Genomic DNA, 25,756 nt, shown 5'->3' with positions numbered 1-25,756 from the left:
CCCCTATCGGTCAGCGGGGTGTGCAGCCGACCAGCCGCGAGTCCGCCAGGGCGGCACTGCGGTGCACGGTGGCGGCTTGATACTCGGGGTCGGCGAGCATGCCGAGGAACGCCGCCTTCGACGGATAGCGTACCAACAGCATTTCATCCCACTGCTCGTCCGCCGGGGCAATCAGCGCGACATGCGCCCTGGCCATGACCTGAACCTCGCCGCCTACGCCCTGAACCTTGGTCAGCGCCGTCTGGCTGTAGCGCGCATAGGCCTCGCGGCCACTGCAGGCACCGTGCGGGCTGTCGGACGAATAGCGCGCTGCGGCGGTGAAGCGCAACAGATTGAGCATCAGAATCGGCGTGTCTGCCGGCATGGTGTCGACAAACGCAGCCAGCTGTTCATGGGTCGGGTTCAGGCTGGGCATGTGCACGGCTCCTGGTACGGATGAGCGGATCAGCCTGAATCTGCGGTGGCGCCTGGTCAACAGCCATCAGGTCCTGTGATGGCGGTCGATAGGACCGCCACCGCTCAGACCGGCAGGGCCAGGTAGAACTGGGTGCCCTGACCGGGTTTGGAGTGCACGCCGATGCGCCCGCCGTGCAGCTGCACGATCTCCTTGCACAGCGCCAGGCCCAGGCCCGCGCCACCCTTCTTGCGACCGACCTGGACGAACGGCTCGAACACCCGCGTCTGCTGGCTGTAGGGAATCCCCTCGCCGGTGTCCTCGACGCTGAGGATGACGCGATCGTCCTGCATGCGGGCCTGCAGGCGGATGGAACCGTCTGGGTAGCTGTGGCGCAGGGCGTTGCCCACCAGGTTGTCCAGCACCCGCTCGATCTGCAGGCGATCCAGCTGCAGGTGAGGCAGGTTGCCGTGCAGCTCGACCGACAGGGTGATTTCCTTTTCCTCGGCCTGGGCCTGGAAGCGCTGGCGCGTCTGGTTGAGCAGCTCGTCCAGGTCGCAGGGCACCAGCTCCAGCTTCTGCAGGCCGTTCTGGTAGCGCGAGAAGTTCAGCAGGTCGTTGATCAGCCGCACCAGGCGATGCATTTCTTCATCGACGGTGCGCAGCAGGTCGGTTTCCCGGGCCTGGGGGGCGAACGACAGGCGCTCCTGCAGCAGGCCGAAGGCCATGTGCATGCCCGTCACCGGGGTGCGCAACTCGTGGGAGGCGCGCAGCACGAACTCGCTGCGTACCCGCTCGAACGCGCGCTGCTCGGTGACGTCACGCAGGACCATCACCGCGCCGTGCAGGACCTCGTCGTCCAGCGTCACCGGCGTCAGGCTGTAGCTCAGCAGGCGGGTCTCGCTGTCCACCTCGATCTGCAGTTCTTCCGTGACGTTCTGCAGGTTCTCGCCATGCAGGACCTGTTGCAGCTGCTCATCCAGCACAGGGCTGTTGAACACCTGGCCCGGGCTACGGCCGAGGGGGTCGTCCTGCCAGTCGAGCTGGCGCCGGGCCACCGGGTTGACGTGCTCCAGCAGGCCGGTGCGGTCAAAGATCAGCAAGCCATCGTCGATGCTGTCGAGCACCGCCTGCAGGCGCTGCTGTTCGGCCATCAGGGCCTGCACGTTGGTGTTCTTGAACTGGCGCAGGGCCTCGGCCATCAGCCCGAAGCGACGGCTCAGGGCGGCCAGTTCCGCCACCGGCGACAGCGGCAGGGTCACCTGGAAGTCGCCCTTGCCGATCTGGTCGGCCGCGCTCGCCAGCGCCTCGATCGGGTGGGCGAAACGCTGGGCGATGCTGTGGGCGGTGATGAAGCCGATGAATAGCACCGCCAGGCCGATGAAGGCCAGTAGCCCGACGATCTGCCAGGCCCGTTCGCGGGCGTTGCTCTGGGAGTTCTTCACCGCTTCCACGTAACGGATCTGTACGTTGTCCAGGCGTTTGCGTATGCCCTCCAGCGAGCTGGCGAATTCGTCGTTGTCGAGCAGCGCCCGGCGTACCGCCACCGGCTGCTGCAGGTTGTCGTCGAACAGCGCGTAGGCCTGTTCGATCTCCCCGATGGCCTGCCGGTCGGTGTCGTTCATGGCGCCCGCCCGGGCTTCCTGCAGCCACTGGCGGAAGCGCTGGTCCGAGTGCTGCAGCGCTTCTTTGTCGAGGTTTTCGCCGAGCATCAGGATCACCTGCCTGCCCAGCTCCTGGCGCAGGCCGATGGTGGCATCGATGATCTGCAGGTTGCGCTCCATCGCCTCACTCTGGGACTTGGTCAGCAGCAGCACGCTGAACATCCCCAGCAGCAGGCCGATCAGCGCCACGGTGAGCAGCGCACTGCCGCTCAGGAACAGCTGATTGCGCAGCTTCATAGGCCGAGCTGCTTGCGTTTGCGGTACAGGGTCGAGGCGTCGATACCGAGGGTCCTGGCCGCCTGGTCGAGGGTGTCGCTACTGGCCAGGACCGCGGCGATGTGGGCCCGCTCCAGCGCCTCCAGGCTCATGTCGGCGCCGATGCGCGGCGCGTTATCCGCCGCCGGTTCGCCCAGGCCCAGGTGCGTGACCTGCACCCATTCCTCCGAGCAGATGATGCTGGCGCGCTCGATCACGTTGCGCAGCTCGCGGATATTGCCTGGCCAGTGGTAAGCCTGCAGCGCGGCGCGGGCCTCGTCGCTGAAGCCCCGGGCCGGTCGGGCGTAGTCCTTGACGAAGCGGGCGAGGAAGCGCTCGGCCAGGTCCAGCAGGTCTTCGCGGCGCTCGCGCAGCGGCGGCAGGGTCAGGGTGATGACGTTCAGGCGGTACAACAGGTCTTCGCGGAAGCGCCCCTCGCGCACCATGTCGTCCAGGTTCAGGTTGGTGGCGGCCAGGATGCGTACGTCCGCCTGGCGGGTGACCGGATCGCCGACCCGCTCGTATTCCTTGTCCTGGATGAAGCGCAGCAACTTTGGTTGCAACGTCAGTGGAAAGTCGCCGATCTCGTCGAGAAAAAGAGTGCCGCCGTCGGCCTGGTTGACCCGGCCCAAGGTGCTTTCGCTGGCCCCGGTGAAGGCCCCGCGGCTGTGACCGAACAGCTCGCTTTCCATCAGTTCGGCCGTCAGCGACGGGCAGTTGATGGTGACGCAGGCCTTCTTCGCCCGGGCGCTCCAGCCGTGAATGGCGCGGGCCAGCTCGCCCTTGCCGGTGCCGGATTCGCCGAGGATCAGGATGTTGGCGTCGGTGGCCGCCACCTGGCGAGCGGTTTCCAGCACGCCCATCATCATCGGGCTCTGGGAGTCCAGGCCCTGCTTGGGACGGCGGACTTCCTCTTCCAGGGCTTCCAGGCGCGCTGCCAACTGGCGCACTTCCAGTTGCTTGGCCGCAGCCAGGCGCAACTGGTCGGGGCTGCACGGCTTGACCAGGTAATCGGCGGCGCCGGCCTGCATGGCATCCACGGCGGTGTCCACGGCCGAATGCGCGGTGACGATCACCACCCGCATCCAGGGGGTCTGCACACGCATCTGGGCCAGCACGTCCAGGCCATTGTCCTCGCCCAGGCGCAGGTCGAGGAAGCAGAGGTCGAACACCTGGCGTTGCAGCAGCGCTTCGGCCTGGGCCGCGCTGCTGGCGGTGGAGACTTGGTAGCCCTCGTCTTCCAGGCAATAGCGGAAGGTGCGCAGGATGGCCGATTCGTCGTCGACCAGCAGGATGCGCCCGGTTTTGGGTTCTTGTTGTGCGTCCATCGCCCGCTCCAAAAGGTGATTGCAGAGATTAGTCCAGAAAAGATCGTGCAAGTTGCACGGTTTTTTCAAGGGAACCTTGCAGGGTGCACGCCGCTCGTACCCCGATGGAACACCTAAATATTTGATTAATAACGAATTTCTATCTGGTCGAAAGCTGGCACAGCCCTTGCGAAAGTTCTGGTATCCGCCACGAAAAATGTGACGGCATCGGTTACTGGCAGAAGGAGGAGTCGCCATGCACCCATTGAAAACCCTGGCACTGGCCACCGCGACCGCAAGTCTGCTCGGCGGCCTGCCAATGGCCGCTCATGCCGCCGAAGGTGATGTGAGCAATGCGCTGAGCGAGGCGCGTCAGGAAGGATCGATCTGGACGGCATTTGCCTTGAACCGACACCTCAACCCGTTCGACATCTCCATCGATGTGGAACAGGGCGTCGCCATCCTGGGGGGTGAAGTGGAAACGGACGTCGAGCGTGACCTGGCGGAGCAGGTCGCCCTGGGCATCGAAGGGGTCAAGGACGTCGACAACCAGATCCGGGTCAACCCGGGCATCGCACCCAAGGAGCCGTCTTCCTCGGGCCTGGCCCAGCGTTTCGACGACGCGACCCTGGCCGCCACGGTGAAATCCAAGTTGCTGTGGAACAGCAACACCGAAGGGCTGGACATCAAGGTGAGCGCCGAGAACGGCGTGATCATGCTGAGCGGTCATGCCCAGACCCCGGCGGCCAAGGAGCTGGCCGGTCGCCTGGCGGAGAACACCGACGGGGTCCGCGATGTGAACAACCAGCTGGAGGTGGGCGCCACCGATGACGGCACCACCAGCGAGGTCAGCCGCGTGGCCGATAACGCCGGCGCGATCATCAGCGACGCCTGGATCACCAGCAAGGTGAAGTCCAGCTACTTCTCCAGCCGCAACCTCGACGGCCTGAACATCTCGGTGAAGACCCGCGATGGCGTGGTCAACCTGGGCGGCACCGTGGCCAGCAAGGCCGAGAAGGAACTGGCGATCGAAACCGCGCGCAGCATTCGTGGCGTGCGCGGCGTCGAGGCCGACGCCCTGCGTGTCGCCTCGTGACGAGCATCTACCGCCGATCGATGTGGTCGGCGGCTCCAGTCAGGGCGCTGCTGAGCAGGGCCTACCGATACAGGAGAACCACCATGACCAGCAAGACAGCACAACTGAACGAGTTGATCGAAATCACCCGGGATGGGCAGCGCTTCTACGAGCACGCCCACGACGCGGTCAAGGACGTACGCCTGCAGGCGCTGTTCCGCGACATGTCCCAGGTCAAGACCCAGGTGATCCAGGCACTGGCGGTGAAAGTCGCCGCCAATCAGGAAACCCCGTCTTCGGGGGGCACCGTGATCGGCAAGCTGCGCCAGGTCTACGCCGACACCCGCGCCAGCCTGTCGAGTGACGAAGAGGCCACCTACGTGGCGCAGCTGGAAGAAGCCGAGGACCGCATCCTGCACGCCTTCGAGGATGCGCTGGAGAGCGCGGAGCCGGATGTCCGCGCCCTGCTGGCGGTGGAGATGCCCAAGGTCCGGGCCTGTCATGACCGCATGCGCAGCCTGAAACTCAGCATGCAATGAGTCCTGTACGGAACAAGGACGTTCCGCCACGAATTCGATCGTGCAAAACGCCCGACCCAAATATCGCCATCGTGCAAGTTGCCCGCAAGACGTTAGCAAAACCATTTTTAACTGATTGATTTACAAGCATTTTTATTATTCTCAAGGCTGGCATGCAGCCTGCAATATCAGCAGTAGCAGTAAACGCAGCCAAGCAGTGGCGCTGTAACAGGATCGGTAACGGCATACACGCAGAGGGAGGCTATCCGGCATGAACACTCATCCTTTCAATCGTCAGATCGCGGCCAAGGGCCTGCTGACGGGTGTCGCCCTGGTGATGGGGCTGGGTCTGCTGGGTGAGTCCCGCAGTGAGAAGGTCGAGGCAGGCGTACAGCAGGTGAAGCCGATCACGCTGCCGGTCGCCCCCACCATCCAGCAGGTGGGCAACGCCACCATCCAGCCAGCCACCCAGACTTTCCAGCCCCGCAATACCGGGCGCTGGGTGTTCTGACCGCGATCGCCGAACGAGAGGAGAACTGCCATGTGGATTATCGCCGCCGTGCTGCTGGTCACTCTGTTCATGCTGCTCGCCGCCATGCTCGGCAGCGCACTGACCGTCGCCCAGGCCCTCCACGAGAGCCATGACCTGAGCGACTTCGACATGCACCAGGCATCGATCGACGCCCGCCCCACGGCGGACACCGGTCACCGCGCGCAATGGGCCGGCGTCGCCGCCATGCGCTGACAGTGAAGTGCTGCACCGCACCATCCATAACCCAAGGAGAAACGCCATGTTGAGCTGGGCAATTACCTTTCTGATCATCGCCATCGTCGCTGCCGTTCTGGGCTTCGGTGGTATCGCCGGCACCGCCACGGGCATTGCGAAAATTCTTTTCGTGGTCTTCCTGGTGATGTTCATCGTCTCCTTCATCATGGGCCGCCGCCCTCGCTGACCTGGGAGGATCTGCATGAAGCCCCTCAAGGCGCTCGTTGCCGCCCTGTTGCTGGGCGGTAGCGCGGCGGCTTCTGCCGCCGATACCGATGCCGAGTTCCGTCTCAACGAGCTGCTGGCCAGCGATCCGCAATTCCAGGAAGCCTGGCGCGACCTGGTCGAGGACGAGAGCCGCCTGCCCGAATGGGTCATGAACCTCAGTGGTGTGGCTCCGCCCATGCAAGCGCTGGAGGACGATGGCGACAAGTACCTCGTCGGCCATCTCTGCGAGACCCAGGACTGCTATAACCAGCGTCTGTATGTGGCCTTCACCTGGGACAAGGACGACGCCTATGCGTTGTATGTCCAGCTGCCGGCGGGATTGCCGGCGGACAAGTCGCCCAGCAACCACGCGACCCTGCGCTGGTTGGGTGACCCGGATGACGGGGTGAAGACGCTGCTGGAAGAGCAGCTCAAGAGCGACCCGAACTGGTATTGATCGATCCCTCCCTGTCGCGGGCCATTCGGCCCGCTCAGCTTTTCGCCGCTAAATGAGTCCGGACCGCCCAAGCGCGGTTGGCCGCGTTATCATCGCCCGCACAGTTGGGGGAGGTAAGCGATGCTGAACGGCTTGTGGCTGAGTTTTTTCGTGGTGGCGGCGATTGCCGGCCTGTCGCGCTGGTTGCTGGGCGATGACCCGGCGGTATTCGCGGCCATGGTCGAAAGCCTGTTTGCCATGGCCAAGCTGTCGGTGGAGGTCATGGTCCTGCTGTTCGGCACCCTGACCCTGTGGCTCGGTCTGCTGCGTATCGCGGAAAAGGCCGGCCTGGTGGATGCCCTGGCGAAAGTGCTCGGCCCGCTGTTTGCCCGCCTGATGCCGGAAGTGCCCCGCGGCCACCCGGCCCTCGGCCTGATCACCATGAACTTCGCCGCCAACGGCCTGGGCCTGGACAACGCCGCCACGCCGATCGGCCTCAAGGCCATGCGCGCGCTGCAGGAGCTCAACCCCAGCAGCACCACGGCGAGCAATGCGCAGATCCTGTTCCTGGTGCTCAACGCCTCATCCCTGACCCTGCTGCCCGTCACCATCTTCATGTACCGCGCCCAGCAGGGCGCGCCGGACCCGACCCTGGTGTTCCTGCCAATCCTGCTGGCCACCAGCGCGTCCACCCTGGTGGGGCTGTTCTCCGTGGCGATCATGCAGCGTCTGCGCCTGTGGGACCCGGTGGTGCTGGCCTACATGATCCCGGGCGCGCTGCTGCTGGGCAGCTTCATGGCGCTGCTGGCGGGCATGTCGGCCACGGCCCTGGCAGCCCTGTCCTCGCTGCTCGGCAACCTGACGCTGTTCGGCATCGTGGTGGCCTTCCTGGTGATCGGTGCGCTGCGCAAGGTGCAGGTCTACGAGCAGTTCATCGAAGGCGCCAAGGAAGGGTTCGACGTGGCCAAGAGCCTGCTGCCGTACCTGGTGGCCATGCTCTGCGCCATCGGTGTGCTGCGCGCGTCCGGTGCCCTGGAATTCGGCCTGGACGGCATCCGCTGGATCGTCGAATGGGGCGGCTGGGACACCCGCTTCGTCGATGCGCTGCCCACGGCGATGGTCAAGCCGTTCTCCGGCAGTGCGGCGCGAGCCATGCTGATCGAAACCATGCAGAGCCAGGGGGTGGACAGCTTCCCGGCCCTGGCCGCGGCGACCATCCAGGGCAGCACGGAAACCACCTTCTACGTGCTGGCCGTGTACTTCGGCGCGGTGGGCATCCAGCGGGCACGCCATGCCGTGGGTTGTGCGCTGCTGGCCGAGCTGTCCGGGGTGATCGCGGCCATCGCCGTGTGCTACTGGTTCTTCGGCTGATCGGCGCACACGCCGGTCATTCCACCACGTCGAAGCGCAGCACGCCGATCATCTGACCGGCTTCCGTGCGCACCTGCACCTGCCAGCGGCCCACCGAGTCCACGGGGAAGTTCTGCTTGTGGGTCCAGGCACGGTAGCCCTTCTTGCGCCCGCCGTGGATATCCAGGGCGATGCGCTCGACTTCGCCGCCGTCGCGGCTCCACACGTGGTAGATGCGCTCGTTCAGGCCCCGGGGGGCATTGATCGAGGTGTAGGCGTACAGGCCGCTGCTGCGCAGCTGGGCCAGGCTCAGTTCCTTGACGCTTTCGCCCGGCGAGCGGCTGCGATTGTCGAACTGGGTGGTCACGGCCACTTCGGTCAGCCACAGGGTGGCCGGTGGCACCCAGACCCGCATCAGCCAGCCGGCGCCGCCCAGCGCCAGGGTCATGCCGATCAGCAACAGACCGCGCCACCAGCGTTTCACCGTGATGATGCCGATCAGGCTGGGGAACGACAGCACCACCGCGGCGGCCAGGGCCCACTGGTAGCTCTGGGTGGTGGTCAGCTTGAGGATGATCGGCAGGGCCGTGAGCAGCACCGCGAACAGCGCCAGGGTGTGGTAGGCCAGGTAGATCCAGCGCCGGGGCGCCAGCCACTTGTTGTACAGCGGGTCGATGATCGACACCAGTGCCGCCACGGCCAGCAGGCCGCTGAACAGCAACTGCCCGCTGTTCCAGGTGGTGGTGATGAAAAAGAACGGCAGGACGAAGAACAGGCTTTCCTGGTGGATCATCTGCGTCGCGTAGCGCAGCACCGGGGGCGGCAGTTCGAAACCGAACCAGGCGGCGATGCGCTCGCGCAGCATGTTTTCCAGGATCAGCCACAGCCAGCTCACCAGCATCACCGCGGCCAGCACCCGCGCCAGCTCGGCCTGGCGATCGACCAGCATGAAACTGGCGACCCCGGAGACGAAGCCGAACACCGCCACGGCCCCCGGATGACGTTGGATCAGGGCGATCAGGCGCAGCAGGTAGGTTTTCCAGACGAGCATCGGGGGCATCACAGGGTGCGAGGGGGCGCAGGATACTCAGCCACCGGGCGGCTCGCCAGGGCCCCGGTCCGATAGCCGGGTCGCCCTGATCAACGGCGGGTGCTCAGGGCGTGGCGCGGGTGCGGCGCCACCACCCCACCAGGCCGCCGAGCAGCAGGGCGCCGAGCACGACGAGTGCGGCATACAGCTGGGTGCTGCTGAGCAGCGCCTGTTCGGTGCGCAGGTAGCCCGGTGTCTTGAACAGTAAGCGCACGGCCTCGTTGGCCTGTTCCAGAGTGACGGCCCGCAGGCCCACGGCCGGGTCGCTGAAGCGTCCGTCCTGGTAGTCGCCCAGGGCGTTCCAGTAGTAATCGGCGAGGGCGCTGTTGCCCTGGGTGGCCCAGGTCAGCCGAGCCAGGGCGACGTGCCGCAGGCGTTCGAAGGTGCTGGCGTCCAGGCCGTCTGCGCTGAGGTGCGCGCCGAGCTGGCGCATGGCCTGTTCGGCCCGGTCCCGGTCCTGGCGTTCCAGTTTGACGTTGAGGCTGAAGAAGCTGCTGGTGCCGAACACGTTGCGCGCGCTCCAGGGCCCGTAGCTCAAGGGCTGCTCCAGGCGCAGCGCCTGGTAGAGCTGCCAGTCCAGGTAATCGCGCAGCAGCTCCCAGGTCTCGTGGTCGTGATCGCCGACCCAGGGTTCGGGCAGCAGCCAGTGCAGGCTGGCGGTGTCGTCCAGCAGGCCGGTGATCAGGGTGCGGCGTTTGGCGGCTTCGCCCCGGGCCTCGGGCAGCTCCCGTGCCTCGGGCACGCTGCCGGCCGGCAGGGCGCCGTAGCTGCGGTCCAGGTAGGCGGGCAGCAGCGGGTCGAGGTCGCCGACCACGATCAACGTCATGTTGTTCGGCACGTACCAGTCCTGGCGTAGGCGTTCGAGCTGGGCCAACTGCAGGTGATCGACCTGGGCCCGCTCGGGGCATTCCAGGCCCAGTTCCACGGCCAGTTGCTGGTGCGCGTCCCGGCTGGTGTTCTGCCGGTCGAGCAGGCGTTGCAGGTTGGAATAGTGGCCGCCGTTCTCGCGTTCGATCACCTGCTGGGCGGCGGCCAGCTTCTCGGCCGTCAGTTCGGTGTTCACCAGGCTGGCCAGCAGCAGGTCCAGGGCGGCCCGCTGGTTGCGTGCCGGGACTTCCAGCACGTACGCGGTATCGCTGTCGCGGGTGTAGGCGTTCCAGTCACCGCCCAGGGCCTGCATCTTCGCTTCCAGACCGGCCTCGCCGCTGTCGTCGATGCCACTGAACAGCAGGTGTTCGAGCAGGTGCGGCAGCTCCTTGTCGCGGCAGCCGAACTGGTCGAAACCGACCCCGACCACCAGGCGGATCGCCACATGACCGCGGTCGGCAGTGGGCTTGAGCAACAGTTGCAGGCCGTTCTCCAGGGGGTAGCCCTCGACCTGCAGGCGGTCTTCGGCAACGGCGGTGTTGATCAGCAGCAGGCATATCAGCAGCAGGGCACGCATGAAGGTCTTCCTGACGGTCACCCGGGCAGCATACTCGCAGACGCCGGCTGTCGCGATTGGCCATGGCCGCTGGCCGGCTCCGTCACTGCTGTCGGCGGGGCCTCGCTCTAAGCTGCTTCGAGCGCCAGGCCCGCGGGTGGGCCGGCGGCGTTCACTGAACAACCGAGGGGTGGCTATGCGTGTCTTGATCACCGGAGCGGCGGGCTTCATCGGCCAGCAAGTGCTCGACCAACTGGCCATCCAGCACCCGGACTGGACGCTGATCGCCGCCGACATCCGGCCGCAGAGCCGCAAGACCCTGCGCCTGAACGTCGAGCCGGTGTTGCTCGACATCAGCCAGGCCCGGGCCGTGCGGGACTGCATCGCCACCTGGCAGCCGCAGGCCATCGTGCACCTGGCCTCGGTCGTCACCCCGCCCCGTGGCATGAGCGACGCACAGCTGCACGCCATCGATGTGGGCGGCACCCAGGCTGTGGTGGAGGCCGCGGCGGCGGAGGGCGTCGAGCAGTTGATTGTGACCAGTTCCGGTGCCGCTTATGGCTATTTCCCGGAAAATGCCGAGTGGATCGACGAAGATCACCCGCTGCGTGGTCACGCCGAATTCGCCTATGCCCGGCACAAGCGCGAGGTCGAGGAACTGCTGGCCGAGGCGCGTCAGCGCCACCCGGCCCTGAAGCAACTGATCCTGCGCCCTGGCACCATCCTCGGCAAACAGGTGAACAACCAGATCACCGAGCTGTTCAAGAAGCGCAGCGTCATGGGCATTCGCGGCAGCGACAGCCGCTTCGTGTTCATCTGGGACCAGGACGTGGTCAACATCATCGGTCAAGGCCTCGAGCGGGGCGCCGAGGGCATCTTCAACCTGGCCGGCGACGGGGCGCTGTCGCTGCGCGAGATCGCCGAGCTGCTCGGCAAGCCCTACCGGCCGCTGCCGGCCGGGCTGATCCGCACCGCGCTGCGGGTGCTCAAACCCCTGGGGCTGACGCCCTATGGGCCGGAACAGCTGGATTTTCTGCGCTACCGGCCGGTGCTGGCCAACCAGCGCCTGAAGGACGGTTTCGGCTACACCCCGCGCTACAGCACCCGCGAGGCCTTCCTGGCCTTCCTGCAGGCCCAGGGCATCAGCGCCCGCGCCTGACTCAGCCCTTGCTGTGCTGCTGGCTGCGGTATTCGCCCGGCGTCAGGCCGGTCCACTGGCGGAACGCGCGGAAGAACACGCTGGGCTCGGAGTAGCCCAGCAGCAGGGCGATTTCCGCCGCCGGCAACGTGCCGCTGCTCAGGTGGTGCTCGGCCAGTTGCCGACGGGTGTCGTTGAGCAACTGCTGGTAGCTGCTGCCTTCTTCCGCCAGGCGCCGTTGCAGGGTGCGTTCGCTGAGGTTCAGCGCTCGCGCCAGCTCGCTGCGATCCGGTTCGCCATGGGCCAGCTGTTCGCCGAGCAGGGTCACCACCCGGGCACTCAGGCCTTCGCTGGGCAGGCGCGCGAGCAGCGCTTCGGCATGTTGGCGCAGCAGGCTCTGCAGCGGCGAGTTGGCCTGGATCAGCGGCGCCGTGAGCAGCGCTTTCGGCAGCACCAGCCCGTAGTCCGGGGCCGAGAATTGCAGCGGGCAGGCGAAGACCTCGGTGTAGGGCGCGAGGTCCGTGGGCTGGGCATGAACGAACTGTGCCCGCAGCGGGCGGAAGTCATGCAGCAGCGGCGTGACCATCTGCACCCAGTTGGCCATCAGCGCCAGCACCCGGGTGCGGGTGGCCGGCAGGTTCGGGTGCAGGGGGCGGTACAGCAGGTGCACTTCCTCGCCCTGCTCGTGCCGGTGCAGCTCGCCGCCCTCGCCCACCAGGCGCTGGTAGCGCAGGCCGGCCGCCAGGGCGTCGCCCAGGGTGGCGCTGCTCTGCAGCAGGTAGCCCAGCACGCTGAACGGCCCTGGCGCCAGGTTGAGCCCCAGTGCCAGCCCCGGCTCGCTGTGCGGCAGGCGACTGAGCTGCTGCCACAGGGCTTCCTGGGTGGCGAACGGCAGGCGCGCATCCGGATCAACCAGCTGGCTTTCCGTGAGGCCGCAGCCGGCCAGCAGGCTGGCGCGGTCCACGCCGAGGCGGCCGGCGGCATGCAGCACCGCTTGGGTGAGGCTGGCGCTGACTGAGGCGTGGCGCGGATCGGGGGTTGACGTGGGCATGGGTCGATTCTGCCTAAAGGCATGCCGCGGCGATAGCCCGCCCGCGCACCACGACCGTGCCGCTGCTGTGAACCTGTGCCGGGCAAAATGCGTCCCAGCGTTTAGGCTGTGTGGGACAGGCAGCGATCAGGACAGGAGCTTCCCCTTGAACCGTCGATTCCTTGCAGGGCTTTTCTGCGCGGCACTCGCCACCGGTGCGGTGGCCGGCGACTCGCCCGAGGCGCGTTTCGTCAGCATCGGTACCGGGGCGCAGACCGGGGTGTACTACGTGGCCGGCCAGGCGATCTGCCGGTTCCTCAACACCGATACCGCCGCCCACGGCTTGCGCTGCAAGGCACCGTCCAGTGGCGGTGGCGTGGCCAACGTCAATGGCCTGCGCAGCGGCGAGTTCGATTTCGCCATCGTCCAGTCGGACCACCAGTACAAGGCGCTCAACGGCCTGCCGCCGTTCGAGGGTGCCGGGGCGATGCACGATGTGCGCGCGCTGTTCTCCCTGCACAACGAAGTGCTGGCGATCCTGGTCCGGCGCGAAACCGGTATCCAGGGGTTCGATGACCTGCGGGGCAAGCGGGTCAGCATCGGCAGCGCGGGTTCGGGGCAGCGCAGCGCCTTCGAGGACATTCTCCAGGCCAAGGGCTGGGACCTCTCGGCCTTCGGCCTGGTGGCGGAGCTGAAGCCGGCCGAGCAGATTCTTGCCCTGGGCGACGGCAGCATCGATGCCATGGGCTATTTCGTCGGCCACCCCAACGGCGCGATCAAGGAAGCGACCCTGGCCAACGACGTGGTGCTGGTGCCGCTGGAGGGCACGCTGGTCGATGCGCTGCTGGCGACCAAGGTCTACTACACCCGGGCCGAAATCCCCGGCGGGCTGTACCGGGGCACGCCGGGCGCCACCGCCTCGCTCGGCACTCGGGCGGTGTTCGCCACCTCGGCCAATGCCGATGCGGAAATGGTCTATCAGTTGGTCAAGGCCGTGTTCGACAACCTGGAGCGGCTGCGGCGCATGCACCCGACCTTCGCCGAGCTGAAGGAAGACGAAATGATCCGCGCCGGCCTCAGCGCGCCGCTGCACGAAGGCGCGCTGCGCTACTACCGGGAGCGCGGCTGGCTGTAGGCGGTGTCGCTGCCGGTTGCCTGTGGGTCGCATCCGGAAGCCGGTGGGGCGGGCAAGCCCGGTAGGTTGCCGGTAGGTGGACGCCAAGGCCCAGGCTAGAGGTGTCCGTGACTACCGGCCGGCACGGAGCGACCATGACAGCCCACGACCTCTCCCACACCACCCCCGCCGTCGACCCGGCCACCCTGCGCAAGGTCATCGCTGCCTCGGCCATCGGCAACTTCGTCGAGTGGTTCGACTTTGCCGTCTACGGCTTCCTCGCCGTGACCATCGCCAGCCTGTTCTTTCCGCCGGGCAATGCGTCCCTGGCGCTGCTGCAGACCTTCGCCGTGTTCGCCGTGTCGTTCGCCCTGCGACCGCTGGGCGGGATCTTCTTCGGCATTCTTGGCGACAAGATCGGGCGCAAGCGCATCCTGGCCATCACCGTGTTGCTGATGGCTGGCGCCACCACCCTCATCGGCCTGCTGCCGACCTATGCCACCATCGGCCTATTCGCCCCGCTGCTGCTGGCCCTGGCCCGCTGTGTCCAGGGCTTTTCCGCCGGTGGCGAGTACGCCGGCGCCTGCGCCTTCGTCATGGAGCACGCGCCTACCGAGCAGAAGGCTCGCTACGGCAGCTTCGTGCCGGTCTCGACCTTCATGGCTTTCGCCGCGGCCGCCGGGATCGTGTTCGGCATGGGCCTGCTGTTGAGCGAGGCGCAGATGCAGGACTGGGGCTGGCGCGTGCCGTTCCTGATCGCCGCGCCCCTGGGCCTGATCGGCCTGTACATGCGCATGCACCTGGACGAGTCGCCTGCATTCCGTGCCCTGGCGGCCGCGCCCCAGGCCGCCCATTCGCCGCTGAAGGAAACCCTGCAGCAACACGGCGGCACGATCCTCTGCCTGTCGGCGTTCATTTCCGCCACGGCGCTGTCGTTCTACACCTTCACCACCTACCTCACGACTTACATGCAGGTGGTCGGCGGCGCCTCGCGGCCCACCGCCCTGCTCGCCAGCCTGATGGCCCTGGTGTTCGCCGCGCTGCTGTGTCCGCTGGTGGGGCGCTACTCGGACTGGGTCGGGCGCCGGCGCACCATCTTTACTGCCTGCACCTGCCTGATCGTCGCGGTCTACCCGGCGTTCATGCTGGCGGGCTCTGGCAGTCTGCTGGCCTCGGCACTGGGAGCGGCGCTGCTGGCCGTGGGCGCGGTGATCTGCGGCGTGGTGACGGCGGTGCTGCTGTCCGAGCAGTTCCCGACCCGGGTGCGCTACACCGCCTCGGCGTTCACCTACAACCTGGCGTACACGGTGTTCGGCGGCACCGCGCCGCTGGTGGCGACCTGGCTGATCGAGCAGACCGGCAACCGCATGTCGCCGGCCTTCTACCTGATCGCCATCGCCCTGCTGGCCCTGGCCGGCGGCATGGCGCTGCCGGAATCGTCCAAGCGCTCCCTGGACTACCGGCCGACCTGACGGCTCATTCGCCGCCCACCTCCCCGGCCGACAGCGCGCCGGTTTCCCAGGCCTCCAGCACCACGTAGGCGCTGGCGCAGAACAGCGAGTTGAGGCGCTTCATGTCGGCGATCAGTTCGAGGTGCAGGGAGCTGGTCTCGATGCTTTGCAGCACCTGGTGGTGCAGGCGCCCGACATGGGCATGGGCCAGGTGCCGCTCCCGGGCGCGGAAGCGGCGTTTCTCGCGCAGCAGTTGGCGTGCGCTCTCGGTGTCGGCGCTGAGGAACACGCTCAGCCCCAGGCGCAGGTTGGCCATCAGGTGCGCATGCAGGCTGGTCAGCTCCTCCAGGCCACTGTCGGAGAAGGAATGGCGCTGCGCGGTCTTCTGATCCTGCACCTTGCCGAGCATGCGTTCGATGATGCTCCCGGCCTGCTTGAGGTTGACCGCCAGCTCGATGATTTCCGCCCAGCGCCGGCTGTCCTGCTCGCTCAGCACCTCCCGTGGCACCTGGGCCAGGTACAGCTTGACCGCGCTGTACAGCGCCTCCACGTCATCATCGAGGCGGCGCAGCTCGCGGCTCTGCGCGGGCTGGCTGTCGCGCAGCACCTCCAGCAGGTGGCCGAGCATGGTGTCGATCAGGTCGCCGATGCGCAGCGTCTCGCGCACCGCGTTGGCCAGGGCCAGGCTCGGCGTGGCCAGGGCCGTGGGGTCGAGATGGCGAGCGCGCGCCACGCCGCTGTCGTCGGCGCGATCCGGCAGCAGCCAATTGCAGAAGCGCGCCATCAGGCCGATGCTCGGCAGCATCAGCAGGCAGCGCAGGCCGTTGTAGAGCAGGTGAAAGCCGATCACCAGCTCCGCCGGGCGCCAGTCGAAGCTGTCCAGCCAGCTCGCCAGCGGGTCCAGCACCGGGATCACCAGCAGCAGGCCGATCAGCTTGTACAGCAGGCTGCCCAGGGCCACGCGCCGGCCCGCCGGGGTCTGCAGGCTGCTGGTGAGAAAGGCCAGCAGGCCGCTGCCGATGTTGGCGCCGATCACCAGGCCGATGGCCACCGGCAGGCTGATCAGGCCGGCGCCGGTCAGGGTCGCGGTGAGCAGCACGGCGGCCAGGCTGGAGTAGGAAATCAGCGCGAACAGCGCGCCGACCAGGGCATCCAGCAGCAGGTCGCCGGTGAGCGAGGCGAACAGCACCTTGATGCCCTGGGCCTGGGTGATCGGCGTGGCGGCGGCGACGATCAGCTCCAGCGCCAGGATGATCAACCCCAGGCCGATGGCCACGCGGCCGAGCTGGCCGGCGCGGGTCTGTTTGCGCGAGAGAAAGAACACCACCCCGAGAAAGATCAGCAGCGGCGACAGCCAGCTCAGGTCCAGCGTGAGCACCCGGGCCATCAGCGCAGTGCCCACGTCGGCGCCGAGCATGATCGCCAGGGCCGGCGTCAGGGCCATCAGCCCCTGGCTGACGAAGGAGGTGACCAGCAGCGCGGTGGCGTTGCTGCTCTGCACCAGGGCGGTGACGCCGATCCCGGCGACGAAGGCCAGCGGCCGGTTGTCGGCGTGGCGGCTGAGCACGTTGCGCAGGTGCGAGCCGTACACCCGCAGGATGCCGCTGCGCACGATGTGCGTGCCCCAGATCAGCAGCGCGATGGCCGAGAGCAGGTTGAGCAGGGTCAGCATCGTGCATCTCCCCTGGCGGTGGCCGCCCGCCTGCACGCCTGCAGGGGGCCGCACGTGTTATGGAAGGCCATGCGCGGGCCGGCCTCATCTTTAGCTTTAGTCGCGGATGATCCGATGTGCCAGTGGCCATCGGGCGATCCCGCCGCTGGGGTTGAACTGGTAACCTAGCCCGACCGAATGGAGCTGGCCTGCCCGATGCTGACCCTGTACCACGCGTCCGACCTGGAAACCCTTGGCGAGCTGGCCACCACCCTGCTGGCGCAGCCGCTGCGCGAGCCGTTCGCCGCTGCGCGGGTGGTGGTGCCGAGTCAGGGTATCGGGCGCTGGCTGACGCTGGAGCTGGCGCGCAAACAGGGCATCGCCATGCAATTGGACGTGCAATTGCCCTCGGCGTTCGTCTGGGATCTGTCGCGCCAGGTGCTGGGGCAGTTGCCCGAGCAGTCGGCCTTTTCCCCCGGCACCCTGAGCTGGCGCCTGTACGACTGGTTGTGCGAGCCGGCGAATGTCGCCGAAGCGCCGCGCCTGGCCCACTACCTGGAAGGCGGCGATGAACGCCGGCGCCTGTCCCTGGCGGCGAAGATCGCCGACGTATTCGACCAATACCTGCTGTACCGCGACGACTGGCTGGCCGCCTGGGAGCGCAACGAGCTGCTCGACCTGGGGCTGGACGAAGCCTGGCAGGCCCTGCTCTGGCGCGAACTGACCCGGGACGGCCACCCGCACCGCGCGCGCCTGCTTGACGACCTGCTGCGGCGCCTGCACGACTCGCAACCGATCGACGGCCTGCCCGAGCGCCTGCTGGTGTTCGGCATCAGCAGCCTGCCGGCCCACCACCTGCGGGTGCTCGAGGGCCTGGCCCGGCACACCGAGGTGGTGCTGTTCGCGCTCAACCCGTGCCGTGAGGCCTGGGGCGAAATCCGCGATATCCACGAGCTGGCGCGGCAACCCGAGCTGAACCCGGACGACTGGTACCTGGATGTCGGTCACCCGCTGCTGGCGAGCCTCGGCAAGCAAGGCCGGGATTTCTTCGACAGCCTGTTCGCCCTGGCCTCCGGCGAGGGCTGCCAGGAACTGGGCGTCTATTCCGAAGACGCCGACCTGCACGACAGCAGCCTGCTGCGTGCCCTGCAGAACGACATCCTGCGCCTGCGCACACGGCTGCCGGAAGAACGCCTGGTGCTGCGCGACGACGACCGCTCGCTGGAAGTGCACGTCGCCCATTCGCCGCTGCGCGAAGTGGAAATTCTCCACGACCAGCTGCTGGCGCGTTTTGCCGCCGACCCGACGCTGACCCCGGACCAGGTGGTGGTACTGACCCCCGACATCGAACGCTACGCGCCCTATATCGAAGCCGTGTTTGCGCCCCGCGCCGCGTCCGCCCCGCGTATTCCCTACAGCCTGGCCGACCGCAGCCTGCGCGCCGAGCTGCCGCTGATCGAAGCCTTCCTCGGCCTGCTGGCGTTGCCCGACAGCCGTTTCACCGCCGAAGAGGTACTGGCCTGGCTGGAACAGCCGGCCATCGCCCGCCGCGCCGGCATCGAGGCCGAAGACCTGCCGCTGCTGCGCGACTGGCTGCGCGATGCCGGCGTGCGCTGGGGTCGGGACGAGGCGCACCGGCGTGACCTGGGCCTGCCGGCGGACGCCGCGTTCACCTGGCGCCAGGGCCTGGATCGTCTGCTGCTGGGCTTCGCCGTGCCCCCGCAACTGGCCGGCCAGCAGGCCCCGCTGCTGGGCGGCAACTGGCCGCTGGATGCCCTCGAAGGTGGCCGCGCGCAGCTGCTCGGCCGCCTGATCGGCTTCGTCGAGCGTCTGTCCGCGCTGGCCCGTGAGCTGCAACGCGCGCGGCCGCTGGCGGCCTGGGCCGAGTCGCTGCAACAGGTGATCGACGATCTGTTCGACGAGCGCGAGGCCGGGGAAACCCTGCTGTTGCTGGCCAAGGCCTGCGCCGCGCTCAAGGAGCAGGCTGATGCCGCCGGCATCGAACGGCCGCTGGAACTGGCCCTGGTGCGCCAGCAACTGACGGCGGCGCTGGAGCAGGGTGGCGGCGCTTCGGGGTTTCTCACCGGTGCGGTGACCTTCTGCACCATGGTGCCGATGCGCAGCCTGCCGTTCCGCCACGTCTGCCTGCTGGGGCTGGACGACGGCGCCCTGCCGCGCCGCACCCCGGCCGCCGGTTTCGACCTGATCAGCCAGCGCCCCCGTCGAGGTGACCGCGCGCGGCGCCTGGACGACCGCTACCTGCTGCTGGAAACCCTGCTGTCGGCCCGTGATGGCCTGTACCTCAGCCACGTTGGCCGTGACCCGCGCAGCAACGCCGAGCTGCCGCCCTCGGTGCTGGTCAGCGAACTGCTGGATGTGGTCGACCTCACCGCGGTGTGTGGGAGGGGCTTCAGCCGCGACGAAGCGCCGGCCAACGACAGGGTCAGCCAGCACATCACCATCGACCACCCGCTGCAGCCGTTCGCCCCCGGCAACTTCGGCGGCGACCGCCACCTGGGCTTCGCCGGCTCCTGGTTCCGCGCCGCGCAGCGCCTCAACCAGCCCGCCGCGGCCGCACCGCCCTTCGCCACCACCCTGGCTGCGCCAGACGACGATGGCGCGGCGCTGACCCTGGAACCGAGCCAGCTGATCCATTGCTTCAAGCACCCGACGCGCTACCTGCTGGAGCAGCGTCTCGGCCTGCGCCTGGTGCAGAGCGAAGAGGCGCTGGCCGGCGACGAGCCGTTCAGTGTCGAGTGGACGCGCCAGCACGGCCTGCGCCAACTGGCCCTGCAAGCCTTCGAGAACGGCTGGAGCGAGCAGGAAGAACGGGCCCTGGCGGCGGCGTCCGGCTGGCTGCCGGTGGGCGAACTGGGCCAGGCGCATTGGGGACAGATTCGCGGGCCGATCCGTGCCTTCGCCCCGACCCTGCTCGATGAGCGCCCGGCCGGTGCGCCCCAGCCGCTGCTGGTGGACATCGAGCTGGCTGGCGTACGCATCCACGGTTGGCTCGAGGGCGTGACCGACGAGGGCCTGTTCGACTACCGCCTGCGCGACCTCGGCGCCTGGGAGCTGGCGCCGTTCTGGCTGCGCCACCTGCTGCTCAATTGCGCCGCCGGGGCCGGCATCGCCCGCGACAGCCGCCTGTTGTCGCCGAAAAGCGAATGGCGCCTGGGCCCGCTGGTCGATGCCCGCGCGTTGCTCGAGCCCTGGCTGCAGGCCTACCAGCGGGCGCTGTGCGAGCCGCTGCCGCTGTTCGCCAAGTGCAGCCACGGCTTTGCCCATAAATGGCGCCACCCGGGCCGCAAGGAACCGATCGACGCCGCGCGCAGCGAAGCGCGGGTGATGTGGCAAGGCAACGACTTCATGACCGGCGAAGGCCAGGACCCGTGGAATGCCCTGGCCTTCCGTGACCGCGACCCACTGGACGCCACCTTCGAGGCACTGGCCGAGCAGCTGTACGGCCCGGCCCTGGATGCCCTGCAGGGCGAGGACGACGAATGAGCCAGTCACTCGACCTGCTGCAGGACAGCTTCAGCGGGCGCTCGCTGATCGAGGCCAGCGCCGGCACCGGCAAGACCTGGACGCTGACCGCGCTCTACGCGCGCCTGTTGCTGGAAAAGCAGCTCACTGTCGGGCAGATCCTGGTGGTGACCTTCACCACCGCCGCCACCGCCGAGCTGCGCGAGCGCATCCGCAAGCGCCTGGCCGAGCTGCTCGCCGTCTATGAACACGGGCCGGGTGCGGACGACCTGCTCAACCGCCTGCACGCCCAGTACCCGGACGATGCCAGTCACCGCCGGCTGCTGCTGGCCGTGCATGGCTTCGACGAAGCGGCGATCTTCACCATCCACGGTTTTTGCCAGCGGGCCCTGCAGGATGCGGCCTTCGAGGCCGGTGGCGATTTCGACAACGAGCTGACCCAGGACGACCGGGAAATCCTCGACGCGCTGCTGGCCGACCTCTGGCGCCATGAGTTGGCCAGCGCCGAGCCGGAATGGGCGGCATTCCTGGTGCAGCAAAAGATCACCCCGCAGAGCCTGCGTCAGCGCCTGCGCAATCACCTGGGCAAACCCTATCTGCGTATCGAGCCGCAGCCGGGCGCCGATGCCGACCTGGGCGCCTTGCGCGAGGCCTGGGCCCAGGCGCAGCGCCTGTGGCTGGCGCACAGCGGCGACTGGCTGGTGCAGCTCAAGGCGTTCGGCGGTTTCAAGAGCAACATGGTCGATGCCGCCAAGCTGGGCGCCTGGCAGAGCGAGCTGGACGGTTACTTCAGCGATGCCGCGGCGCTGTTCAGCAAGAGTGACGCCTACCGTCGCCTGTCCCGTGATGGCCTGGCCAAGGCCTGCAAGAAGGATGTCGAGGCGCCGCCCAGCCCGCTTTGCGAGGCCCTGCAGAGCCTCTGCGAGGCGCTGGACGACGCCCAGCCCCAGGCCGCCCGGCGGTTGATCGACCTGCAGGTGCGACTGATCGGCCAGCTCGATGAGCAACTGCCGGCGCGCAAGGCCGCGCAACGCCTGCTGGCCTTCGACGACCTGCTCAACCGCCTGCAGCAGGCGCTGCACGGCGAGGGCGGCGAGCACCTGGCGCAGGCGCTGCGCAACCAGTACCCGGTGGCGCTGATCGATGAATTCCAGGACACCGACCCGGTGCAGTACCAGGTGTTCCACCGCATCTACGACGGGGCCGGCGACCTGTGTTTCGTTGGCGATCCCAAGCAGGCCATCTACGCTTTCCGCGGTGCCGACCTGGCGACTTACCTCAAGGCGCGCGAAGAGGCGGCGCGGCAGTACAGCCTGGCCACCAACCACCGCTCCACGCCGGAACTGATCGACGCCCTGAACCGGTTGTTCGACCGCCCACGGCCGTTCGCCGAAGAAGGCCTGGTGTATCCCCGTGTCGGTGCCAGCGAGCGCGACCGCGCGCGCCTGGTGCTGCCGGCCGTGGAGGGTGAGGACGAAGCGCCGCTGGCGCTGGTCTGGCTGGACGACGACTACCTCGGCAAGGGCGAGGCCGGCAGCCTCGCGGCGCGTGACACGGCCCGGCGCATTGCGGCGCTGCTGGCGGCCAGTGCCGCCGGCGAGGCGTATTTCGAGCAGAACACTGAGCGCACGCCACTGCGCGGCGGCGACATTGCCGTGCTGGTCGCCAGCCACCGCCAGGCCGGGGAAGTGGCGGACGAGCTGTCGGCACGCGGCGTGCCCAGCGTGCGCCGTGGCAAGGAAAGCGTCTGGCACAGCGAGGAGGCCGAAGAGTTGGGCGCGGTGCTGGCCGCCTATGCCGAGCCGGGTCGCGAAGGCGTGCTGCGTTACGCCCTGGCCACCCGCCTGCTGGGCCGCAGCGCCGCCGACCTGGCCGCCTGCACCGAGGACGCGCAGGCCTGGGACCTGGAGCGGGAAGCCGCCGAGCGCTATCACCAGCTGTGGCAGCAGCAGGGTTTCATGCGCGTGTTCCGTGCCTGGCTGGACGAGCAGCAGGTGGCGCCGCGCCTGCTGGCGCTGGTCGATGGCGAACGGCGCCTGACCAACCTGCTGCACCTGGCCGAACTGCTGCAGACCGAAAGCCTGCAGCGCCCCGGCCTGGAATCGCTGATCGCCTGGTTCAACGCCCAGCGCACCGCGGAAAGCCACGGCGAGGAAGCGCTGCTGCGCCTGGAAAGCGATGCCGAGCGGGTGCAGATCGTCACCATCCACACGTCCAAGGGCCTGGAGTACCCGCTGGTGTTCTGCCCCTACCTGTGGGACGGCGCGCTGCTGCGTCAACACGAAGACATCAGCTGCCACGCCGACGACGGCACGCCGCTGCTCGACCTGGGTGGCGAGCAATTGGACGACCACCGCGAGCGCGCGCGCCATGAGCGCTTCGCCGAAAAACTGCGGCTCACCTACGTGGCCCTGACCCGTGCCCGTGACCGCCTGTGGCTGCACTGGGGACCGGTTGACTGCAAACCGAAGAAGGACGGTTCCCTGGCCGACAGTGGCCTGCACAGCAGCGCCCTGGCCTGGTTGCTGCACGGCCGCCAGTTGCCGGGCGAGGACGCCCTGCGCGAGATGGCCGGCCACCTGCAGACGCAGACCCCGGCCAGCCTGAAGCTGGAGGTCGAGTTGCTGGTGGATGGCAGCCAGGGCGGCATGGTCCTGCAGCCGCTGCGCGAGGCGGAAGCCAGCGCCGCCGGCGAGCAGCGCGCCCCGGCGCCCCAGCACCTGGCCACGCTGCAGCGCGCGCTGTACAGCGCCTGGCGCATCGGCAGCTTCTCCGGCCTGGCCGCCGGGATGCACATGGAGGCGCCGGATCGCGACGGCCTGGCGTTGCCGGATGCCGCCGAGCCGGGCACGGGCTTCTTCGCCTTCCCCCGCGGCGCGCGGGCCGGTACCTGCCTGCACGCCATCCTCGAAGACTGGGCACGCGGCAAGGCGCCGCTGTCCGAGCTGGTGGAGCCGGCCCTCGGCGGCCACGGCATCAGCAGCGACTGGAGCGCCGTGGCGCTGGAGCACCTGCAGCGGGTGATCGACACCGATCTGGATGGCCAGGGGCTGACCCTGGCCACGCTCGAACCGGCCAGGCGCCTGCCCGAGCTGGGCTTCACCTTCCCGGTGGCCGGGCTCGACGTGCAGCGTCTGCGGGCGATTCTGGCCGACCCGGCCCATGGTCTGCCGGCGCCGATGCGCGATGCGGCGGCGCGCCTGGAGTTCGACAGCCTCAAGGGCTTCCTCAAGGGTTTTATCGACCTGACTTTCGAGCACCAAGGGCGCTGGTACATCGCCGACTACAAATCCAACTGGCTCGGCCCGGATGTCAGCCACTACAGCGGCGAGCGCCTGCTCCAGGCCCTCGCCGCCGAGCACTACTACTTGCAGTACCAGATCTACCTGGTGGCGCTACGGCGCTTCCTGCGCCAGCGCCTGAGCGACTTCACCTCGGATCAGCTGGGCGGCGCCTACTACCTGTTCCTGCGCGGCATGCCCGGTGCCGGCGTGTACTTCGCCCGCCCGGCGGACAGCCTGCTGGATGCCCTGGACCAGTTGTTCGAGGGGGCGCACTGATGGCCAGTACCGTGCTCAATGACCTGCCCCTTGGCCAGTTGGAACGCGCCCTGGTCGACAGCCTGACGCGGCTCGATCCCGAGGCCGATTCGCTGGTGCTGGCCTCGGCGGCGCTGCTCTGCGCGGCCCTGGAGCGCGGCGACGTGTGCCTGCCGCTGGCGCGCCTGGCCGGCCAGCGGCCCTGGCCGGAGCACCCGTTCAGCCTGCCGCCGCTCGCAGAGTGGCAGCGCGTCCTGACGGCCAGCCCCTTGGTGGGCGCGAGCGGTGAATTCGCCCCGCTGATTCTCGACGGCGGACGGCTCTACCTGGCGCGCTACCACGCCTACGAGCAGCAACTGGCCGAGCGCTTGCTGAGCCGCGCGGCCGATTGGCCGGCGATCGATGAGGTGCGTCTGGGTGAGAGCCTGACGCGGCTGTTTACCTTCAACACCCAGCAACCGGATTGGCAGCGCCTGGCGGCGGCCCAGGCGGTGCGGCGCAAGCTGGCGGTGATTTCCGGCGGCCCCGGCACCGGCAAGACCACCACCGTGGTGCGCCTGCTGGCGGCCCTGCTGGAGCAGTCCGAAGGCGGCGCACTGGCCATCGGCCTGGCGGCGCCCACCGGCAAGGCCGCGGCGCGCATGGCCGAGGCGATCCGTTCGGCCAAGGCCAGCCTGCCGGTCAGCGAGGCGATCAAGGCCGCCCTGCCTGACGAGGCGCGCACCCTGCACCGCCTGCTCGGCAGCCGGGGCGACAGCCCGCAGGTGCGGCATCACGCGGCCAACCCGCTGGCCCTCGACGTGCTGGTGGTGGACGAAGCGTCCATGGTCGACCTGGCACTGATGGCCAAGCTGGTGGATGCCCTGCCGCCCTCGGCGCGGCTGATCCTGCTGGGCGACAAGGACCAACTGGCCGCCGTGGAAGCCGGTGCGGTGTTCGCCGAACTGTGCGAAGGCCGGGGCTTCGATGCCCAGGCCGCGGCGGATTTGCAGCGCATCACCGGCCAACAGGTGGCGGTGGAAACACCCCGATCGGCCCTGGGCGATGCGGTGGTGCTGCTGACCCACAGCCACCGTTTCGCCGGCGACAGCGGCATCGGCGAACTGGCACGGCGGATCAACGGCGGCGACGTGGCCGGTACCCTCGCGCTGCTTCGAGAGGGGCGTGCGGACCTGGCCTGGTACGAGCAGCCGACGCCCGCCGACCTGCTGGAGCGCCTGGACCAGGGCTACGCGCCCTTTATCGCCACGGCTCGAACGGGCGAGCCGCAGGCCACCTTCGACGCTTTCAACGCCTTCCGCGCGCTGACCGCGCAGCGTGAGGGCGCCTGGGGCGTGGCCGGGCTCAACGAGGCGCTGGAAGCGCGCATCAAGCGCCGCTCCCAGGTCGCCAGCCGTGAGCGCTGGTACATTGGCCGGCCGGTGATGGTGCGCCAGAACGACTACGCCCTGGGCCTGTTCAACGGTGACATCGGTATTTGCCTGCAGACCGAACACGGCCTGCGGGTGTGCTTTGAAGGCGAAGAGGGCTTCCGCTTCTTCGCCCCTGCCCGTCTGCCGAGCCACGACAGTGCCTTCGCCATGACCGTGCACAAGAGCCAGGGCTCGGAGTTCAGCGAAGTGCTGCTGGTGCTGCCCGAGCAACCCAGCCCGCTGCTGACCCGCAGCCTGTTCTACACCGGCATCACCCGGGCCAAGCACAAGGTGGAAATCTGGGGCCTGGCCCAGCGCCTGGGCGATGCCGTCGCCACCCGCGCCGAGCGCGCGGCGGGGTTGGCCGAGCGCCTGGCGTCAACCGGCGCCAGCACCACTGGCCCGGCCATACCCGCGAGTGAGCGGGGCCAACTCGATCTGTTCAGTTAGGAG

20 protein-coding genes are annotated in these 25,756 nt (G+C 68.2%); 13 read left to right on the top strand and 7 right to left on the bottom strand.

The window, feature by feature from the left end; all coding sequences use genetic code 11:
• Positions 1-10 precede the first annotated feature (10 nt).
• The 3 genes from N5C28_RS22590 to algB all read right to left on the bottom strand — a co-directional run bounded on the left by N5C28_RS22590 (position 11) and on the right by algB (position 3,641).
• Entirely contained in the window at positions 11-415 is a 405-nt protein-coding gene (locus tag N5C28_RS22590) for a DUF1330 domain-containing protein (protein WP_279825611.1), read from the bottom strand.
• 104 nt (positions 416-519) lie between these two features.
• Positions 520-2,295, bottom strand: coding sequence for a KinB sensor domain-containing domain (locus N5C28_RS22585; RefSeq protein WP_279825610.1), 1,776 nt, complete (start codon positions 2,293-2,295; stop codon positions 520-522).
• Complete coding sequence (algB, locus tag N5C28_RS22580; protein ID WP_279825609.1) at positions 2,292-3,641, bottom strand: sigma-54-dependent response regulator transcription factor AlgB; 1,350 nt, start codon at positions 3,639-3,641, stop codon at positions 2,292-2,294. Before algB ends, N5C28_RS22585 begins: the two co-directional genes overlap by 4 nt.
• A 235-nt stretch (positions 3,642-3,876) precedes the next feature.
• Here algB and N5C28_RS22575 point away from each other — a divergent pair, with 235 nt between their 5' ends.
• From N5C28_RS22575 to N5C28_RS22545, 7 genes are all read left to right on the top strand, one after another.
• On the top strand, positions 3,877-4,716 hold the full coding sequence (locus N5C28_RS22575; protein ID WP_279825608.1) for a BON domain-containing protein: 840 nt from the start codon (positions 3,877-3,879) through the stop codon (positions 4,714-4,716).
• Between the two features lie 83 nt (positions 4,717-4,799).
• A complete protein-coding gene (locus tag N5C28_RS22570) occupies positions 4,800-5,234 on the top strand; it encodes a PA2169 family four-helix-bundle protein (protein WP_279825607.1) in 435 nt (144 codons plus the stop codon).
• Positions 5,235-5,484: 250 nt separating this feature from the next.
• A complete protein-coding gene (locus tag N5C28_RS22565) occupies positions 5,485-5,724 on the top strand; it encodes a hypothetical protein (protein ID WP_279825606.1) in 240 nt (79 codons plus the stop codon).
• Between the two features lie 30 nt (positions 5,725-5,754).
• Positions 5,755-5,958, top strand: a complete 204-nt coding sequence (locus N5C28_RS22560) for a hypothetical protein (protein WP_279825605.1) — start codon at positions 5,755-5,757, stop codon at positions 5,956-5,958.
• Positions 5,959-6,004: 46 nt separating this feature from the next.
• Positions 6,005-6,166 (top strand): DUF1328 domain-containing protein, encoded by a 162-nt coding sequence (locus tag N5C28_RS22555; protein WP_279825604.1) that lies wholly within the window; start codon positions 6,005-6,007, stop codon positions 6,164-6,166.
• A gap of 15 nt (positions 6,167-6,181) precedes the next feature.
• Entirely contained in the window at positions 6,182-6,643 is a 462-nt protein-coding gene (locus N5C28_RS22550; RefSeq protein ID WP_279825602.1) for an inhibitor of vertebrate lysozyme family protein, read from the top strand.
• A gap of 120 nt (positions 6,644-6,763) precedes the next feature.
• On the top strand, positions 6,764-7,993 hold the full coding sequence (locus N5C28_RS22545; RefSeq protein ID WP_279825600.1) for a spore maturation protein: 1,230 nt from the start codon (positions 6,764-6,766) through the stop codon (positions 7,991-7,993).
• A 16-nt stretch (positions 7,994-8,009) separates the two neighbouring features.
• Here N5C28_RS22545 and N5C28_RS22540 read toward each other — a convergent pair whose 3' ends face one another.
• Entirely contained in the window at positions 8,010-9,023 is a 1,014-nt protein-coding gene (locus tag N5C28_RS22540; protein WP_279825599.1) for a DUF5924 family protein, read from the bottom strand.
• A gap of 103 nt (positions 9,024-9,126) precedes the next feature.
• On the bottom strand, positions 9,127-10,506 hold the full coding sequence (locus N5C28_RS22535; protein WP_279825598.1) for an insulinase family protein: 1,380 nt from the start codon (positions 10,504-10,506) through the stop codon (positions 9,127-9,129).
• Between the two features lie 175 nt (positions 10,507-10,681).
• Between N5C28_RS22535 and N5C28_RS22530 the strand changes: the two genes are divergently transcribed.
• Positions 10,682-11,644, top strand: coding sequence for an NAD-dependent epimerase/dehydratase family protein (locus tag N5C28_RS22530; protein WP_279825596.1), 963 nt, complete (start codon positions 10,682-10,684; stop codon positions 11,642-11,644).
• Position 11,645: 1 nt separating this feature from the next.
• On the opposite strand, the gene N5C28_RS22525 is transcribed toward N5C28_RS22530, so the two are convergent.
• Positions 11,646-12,674: an AraC family transcriptional regulator gene (locus tag N5C28_RS22525; protein WP_279825595.1), complete on the bottom strand. Its 1,029-nt coding sequence runs from the start codon at positions 12,672-12,674 to the stop codon at positions 11,646-11,648.
• Positions 12,675-12,819: 145 nt separating this feature from the next.
• On the opposite strand from N5C28_RS22525, the gene N5C28_RS22520 reads away from it, so the two are divergent.
• On the top strand, positions 12,820-13,788 hold the full coding sequence (locus N5C28_RS22520) for a TAXI family TRAP transporter solute-binding subunit (RefSeq protein ID WP_279825594.1): 969 nt from the start codon (positions 12,820-12,822) through the stop codon (positions 13,786-13,788).
• Positions 13,789-13,922: 134 nt separating this feature from the next.
• A complete protein-coding gene (locus tag N5C28_RS22515; protein ID WP_279825593.1) occupies positions 13,923-15,239 on the top strand; it encodes an MFS transporter in 1,317 nt (438 codons plus the stop codon).
• Positions 15,240-15,243: 4 nt separating this feature from the next.
• Here N5C28_RS22515 and N5C28_RS22510 read toward each other — a convergent pair whose 3' ends face one another.
• Positions 15,244-16,890, bottom strand: coding sequence for a Na/Pi cotransporter family protein (locus tag N5C28_RS22510; protein WP_279825591.1), 1,647 nt, complete (start codon positions 16,888-16,890; stop codon positions 15,244-15,246).
• Positions 16,891-17,085: 195 nt separating this feature from the next.
• Between N5C28_RS22510 and recC the strand changes: the two genes are divergently transcribed.
• The 3 genes from recC to recD are packed head-to-tail and all read left to right on the top strand — an operon-like array spanning position 17,086 to position 25,753.
• Positions 17,086-20,373 (top strand): exodeoxyribonuclease V subunit gamma, encoded by a 3,288-nt coding sequence (gene recC, locus N5C28_RS22505; RefSeq protein ID WP_279825590.1) that lies wholly within the window; start codon positions 17,086-17,088, stop codon positions 20,371-20,373.
• A complete protein-coding gene (gene recB / locus N5C28_RS22500; RefSeq protein WP_279825588.1) occupies positions 20,370-23,912 on the top strand; it encodes an exodeoxyribonuclease V subunit beta in 3,543 nt (1,180 codons plus the stop codon). Before recC ends, recB begins: the two co-directional genes overlap by 4 nt.
• Entirely contained in the window at positions 23,912-25,753 is a 1,842-nt protein-coding gene (gene recD, locus N5C28_RS22495) for an exodeoxyribonuclease V subunit alpha (RefSeq protein WP_279825587.1), read from the top strand. Before recB ends, recD begins: the two co-directional genes overlap by 1 nt.
• The last annotated feature ends 3 nt before the right edge of the window (positions 25,754-25,756 follow it).

Source organism: Pseudomonas sp. GD03944, assembly GCF_029839275.1.
Taxonomy (GTDB): Bacteria; Pseudomonadota; Gammaproteobacteria; order Pseudomonadales; family Pseudomonadaceae; genus Aquipseudomonas.
Note: the sequence above shows the minus strand (reverse complement) of the source record. Positions and strands in the feature narration are given on the sequence as shown.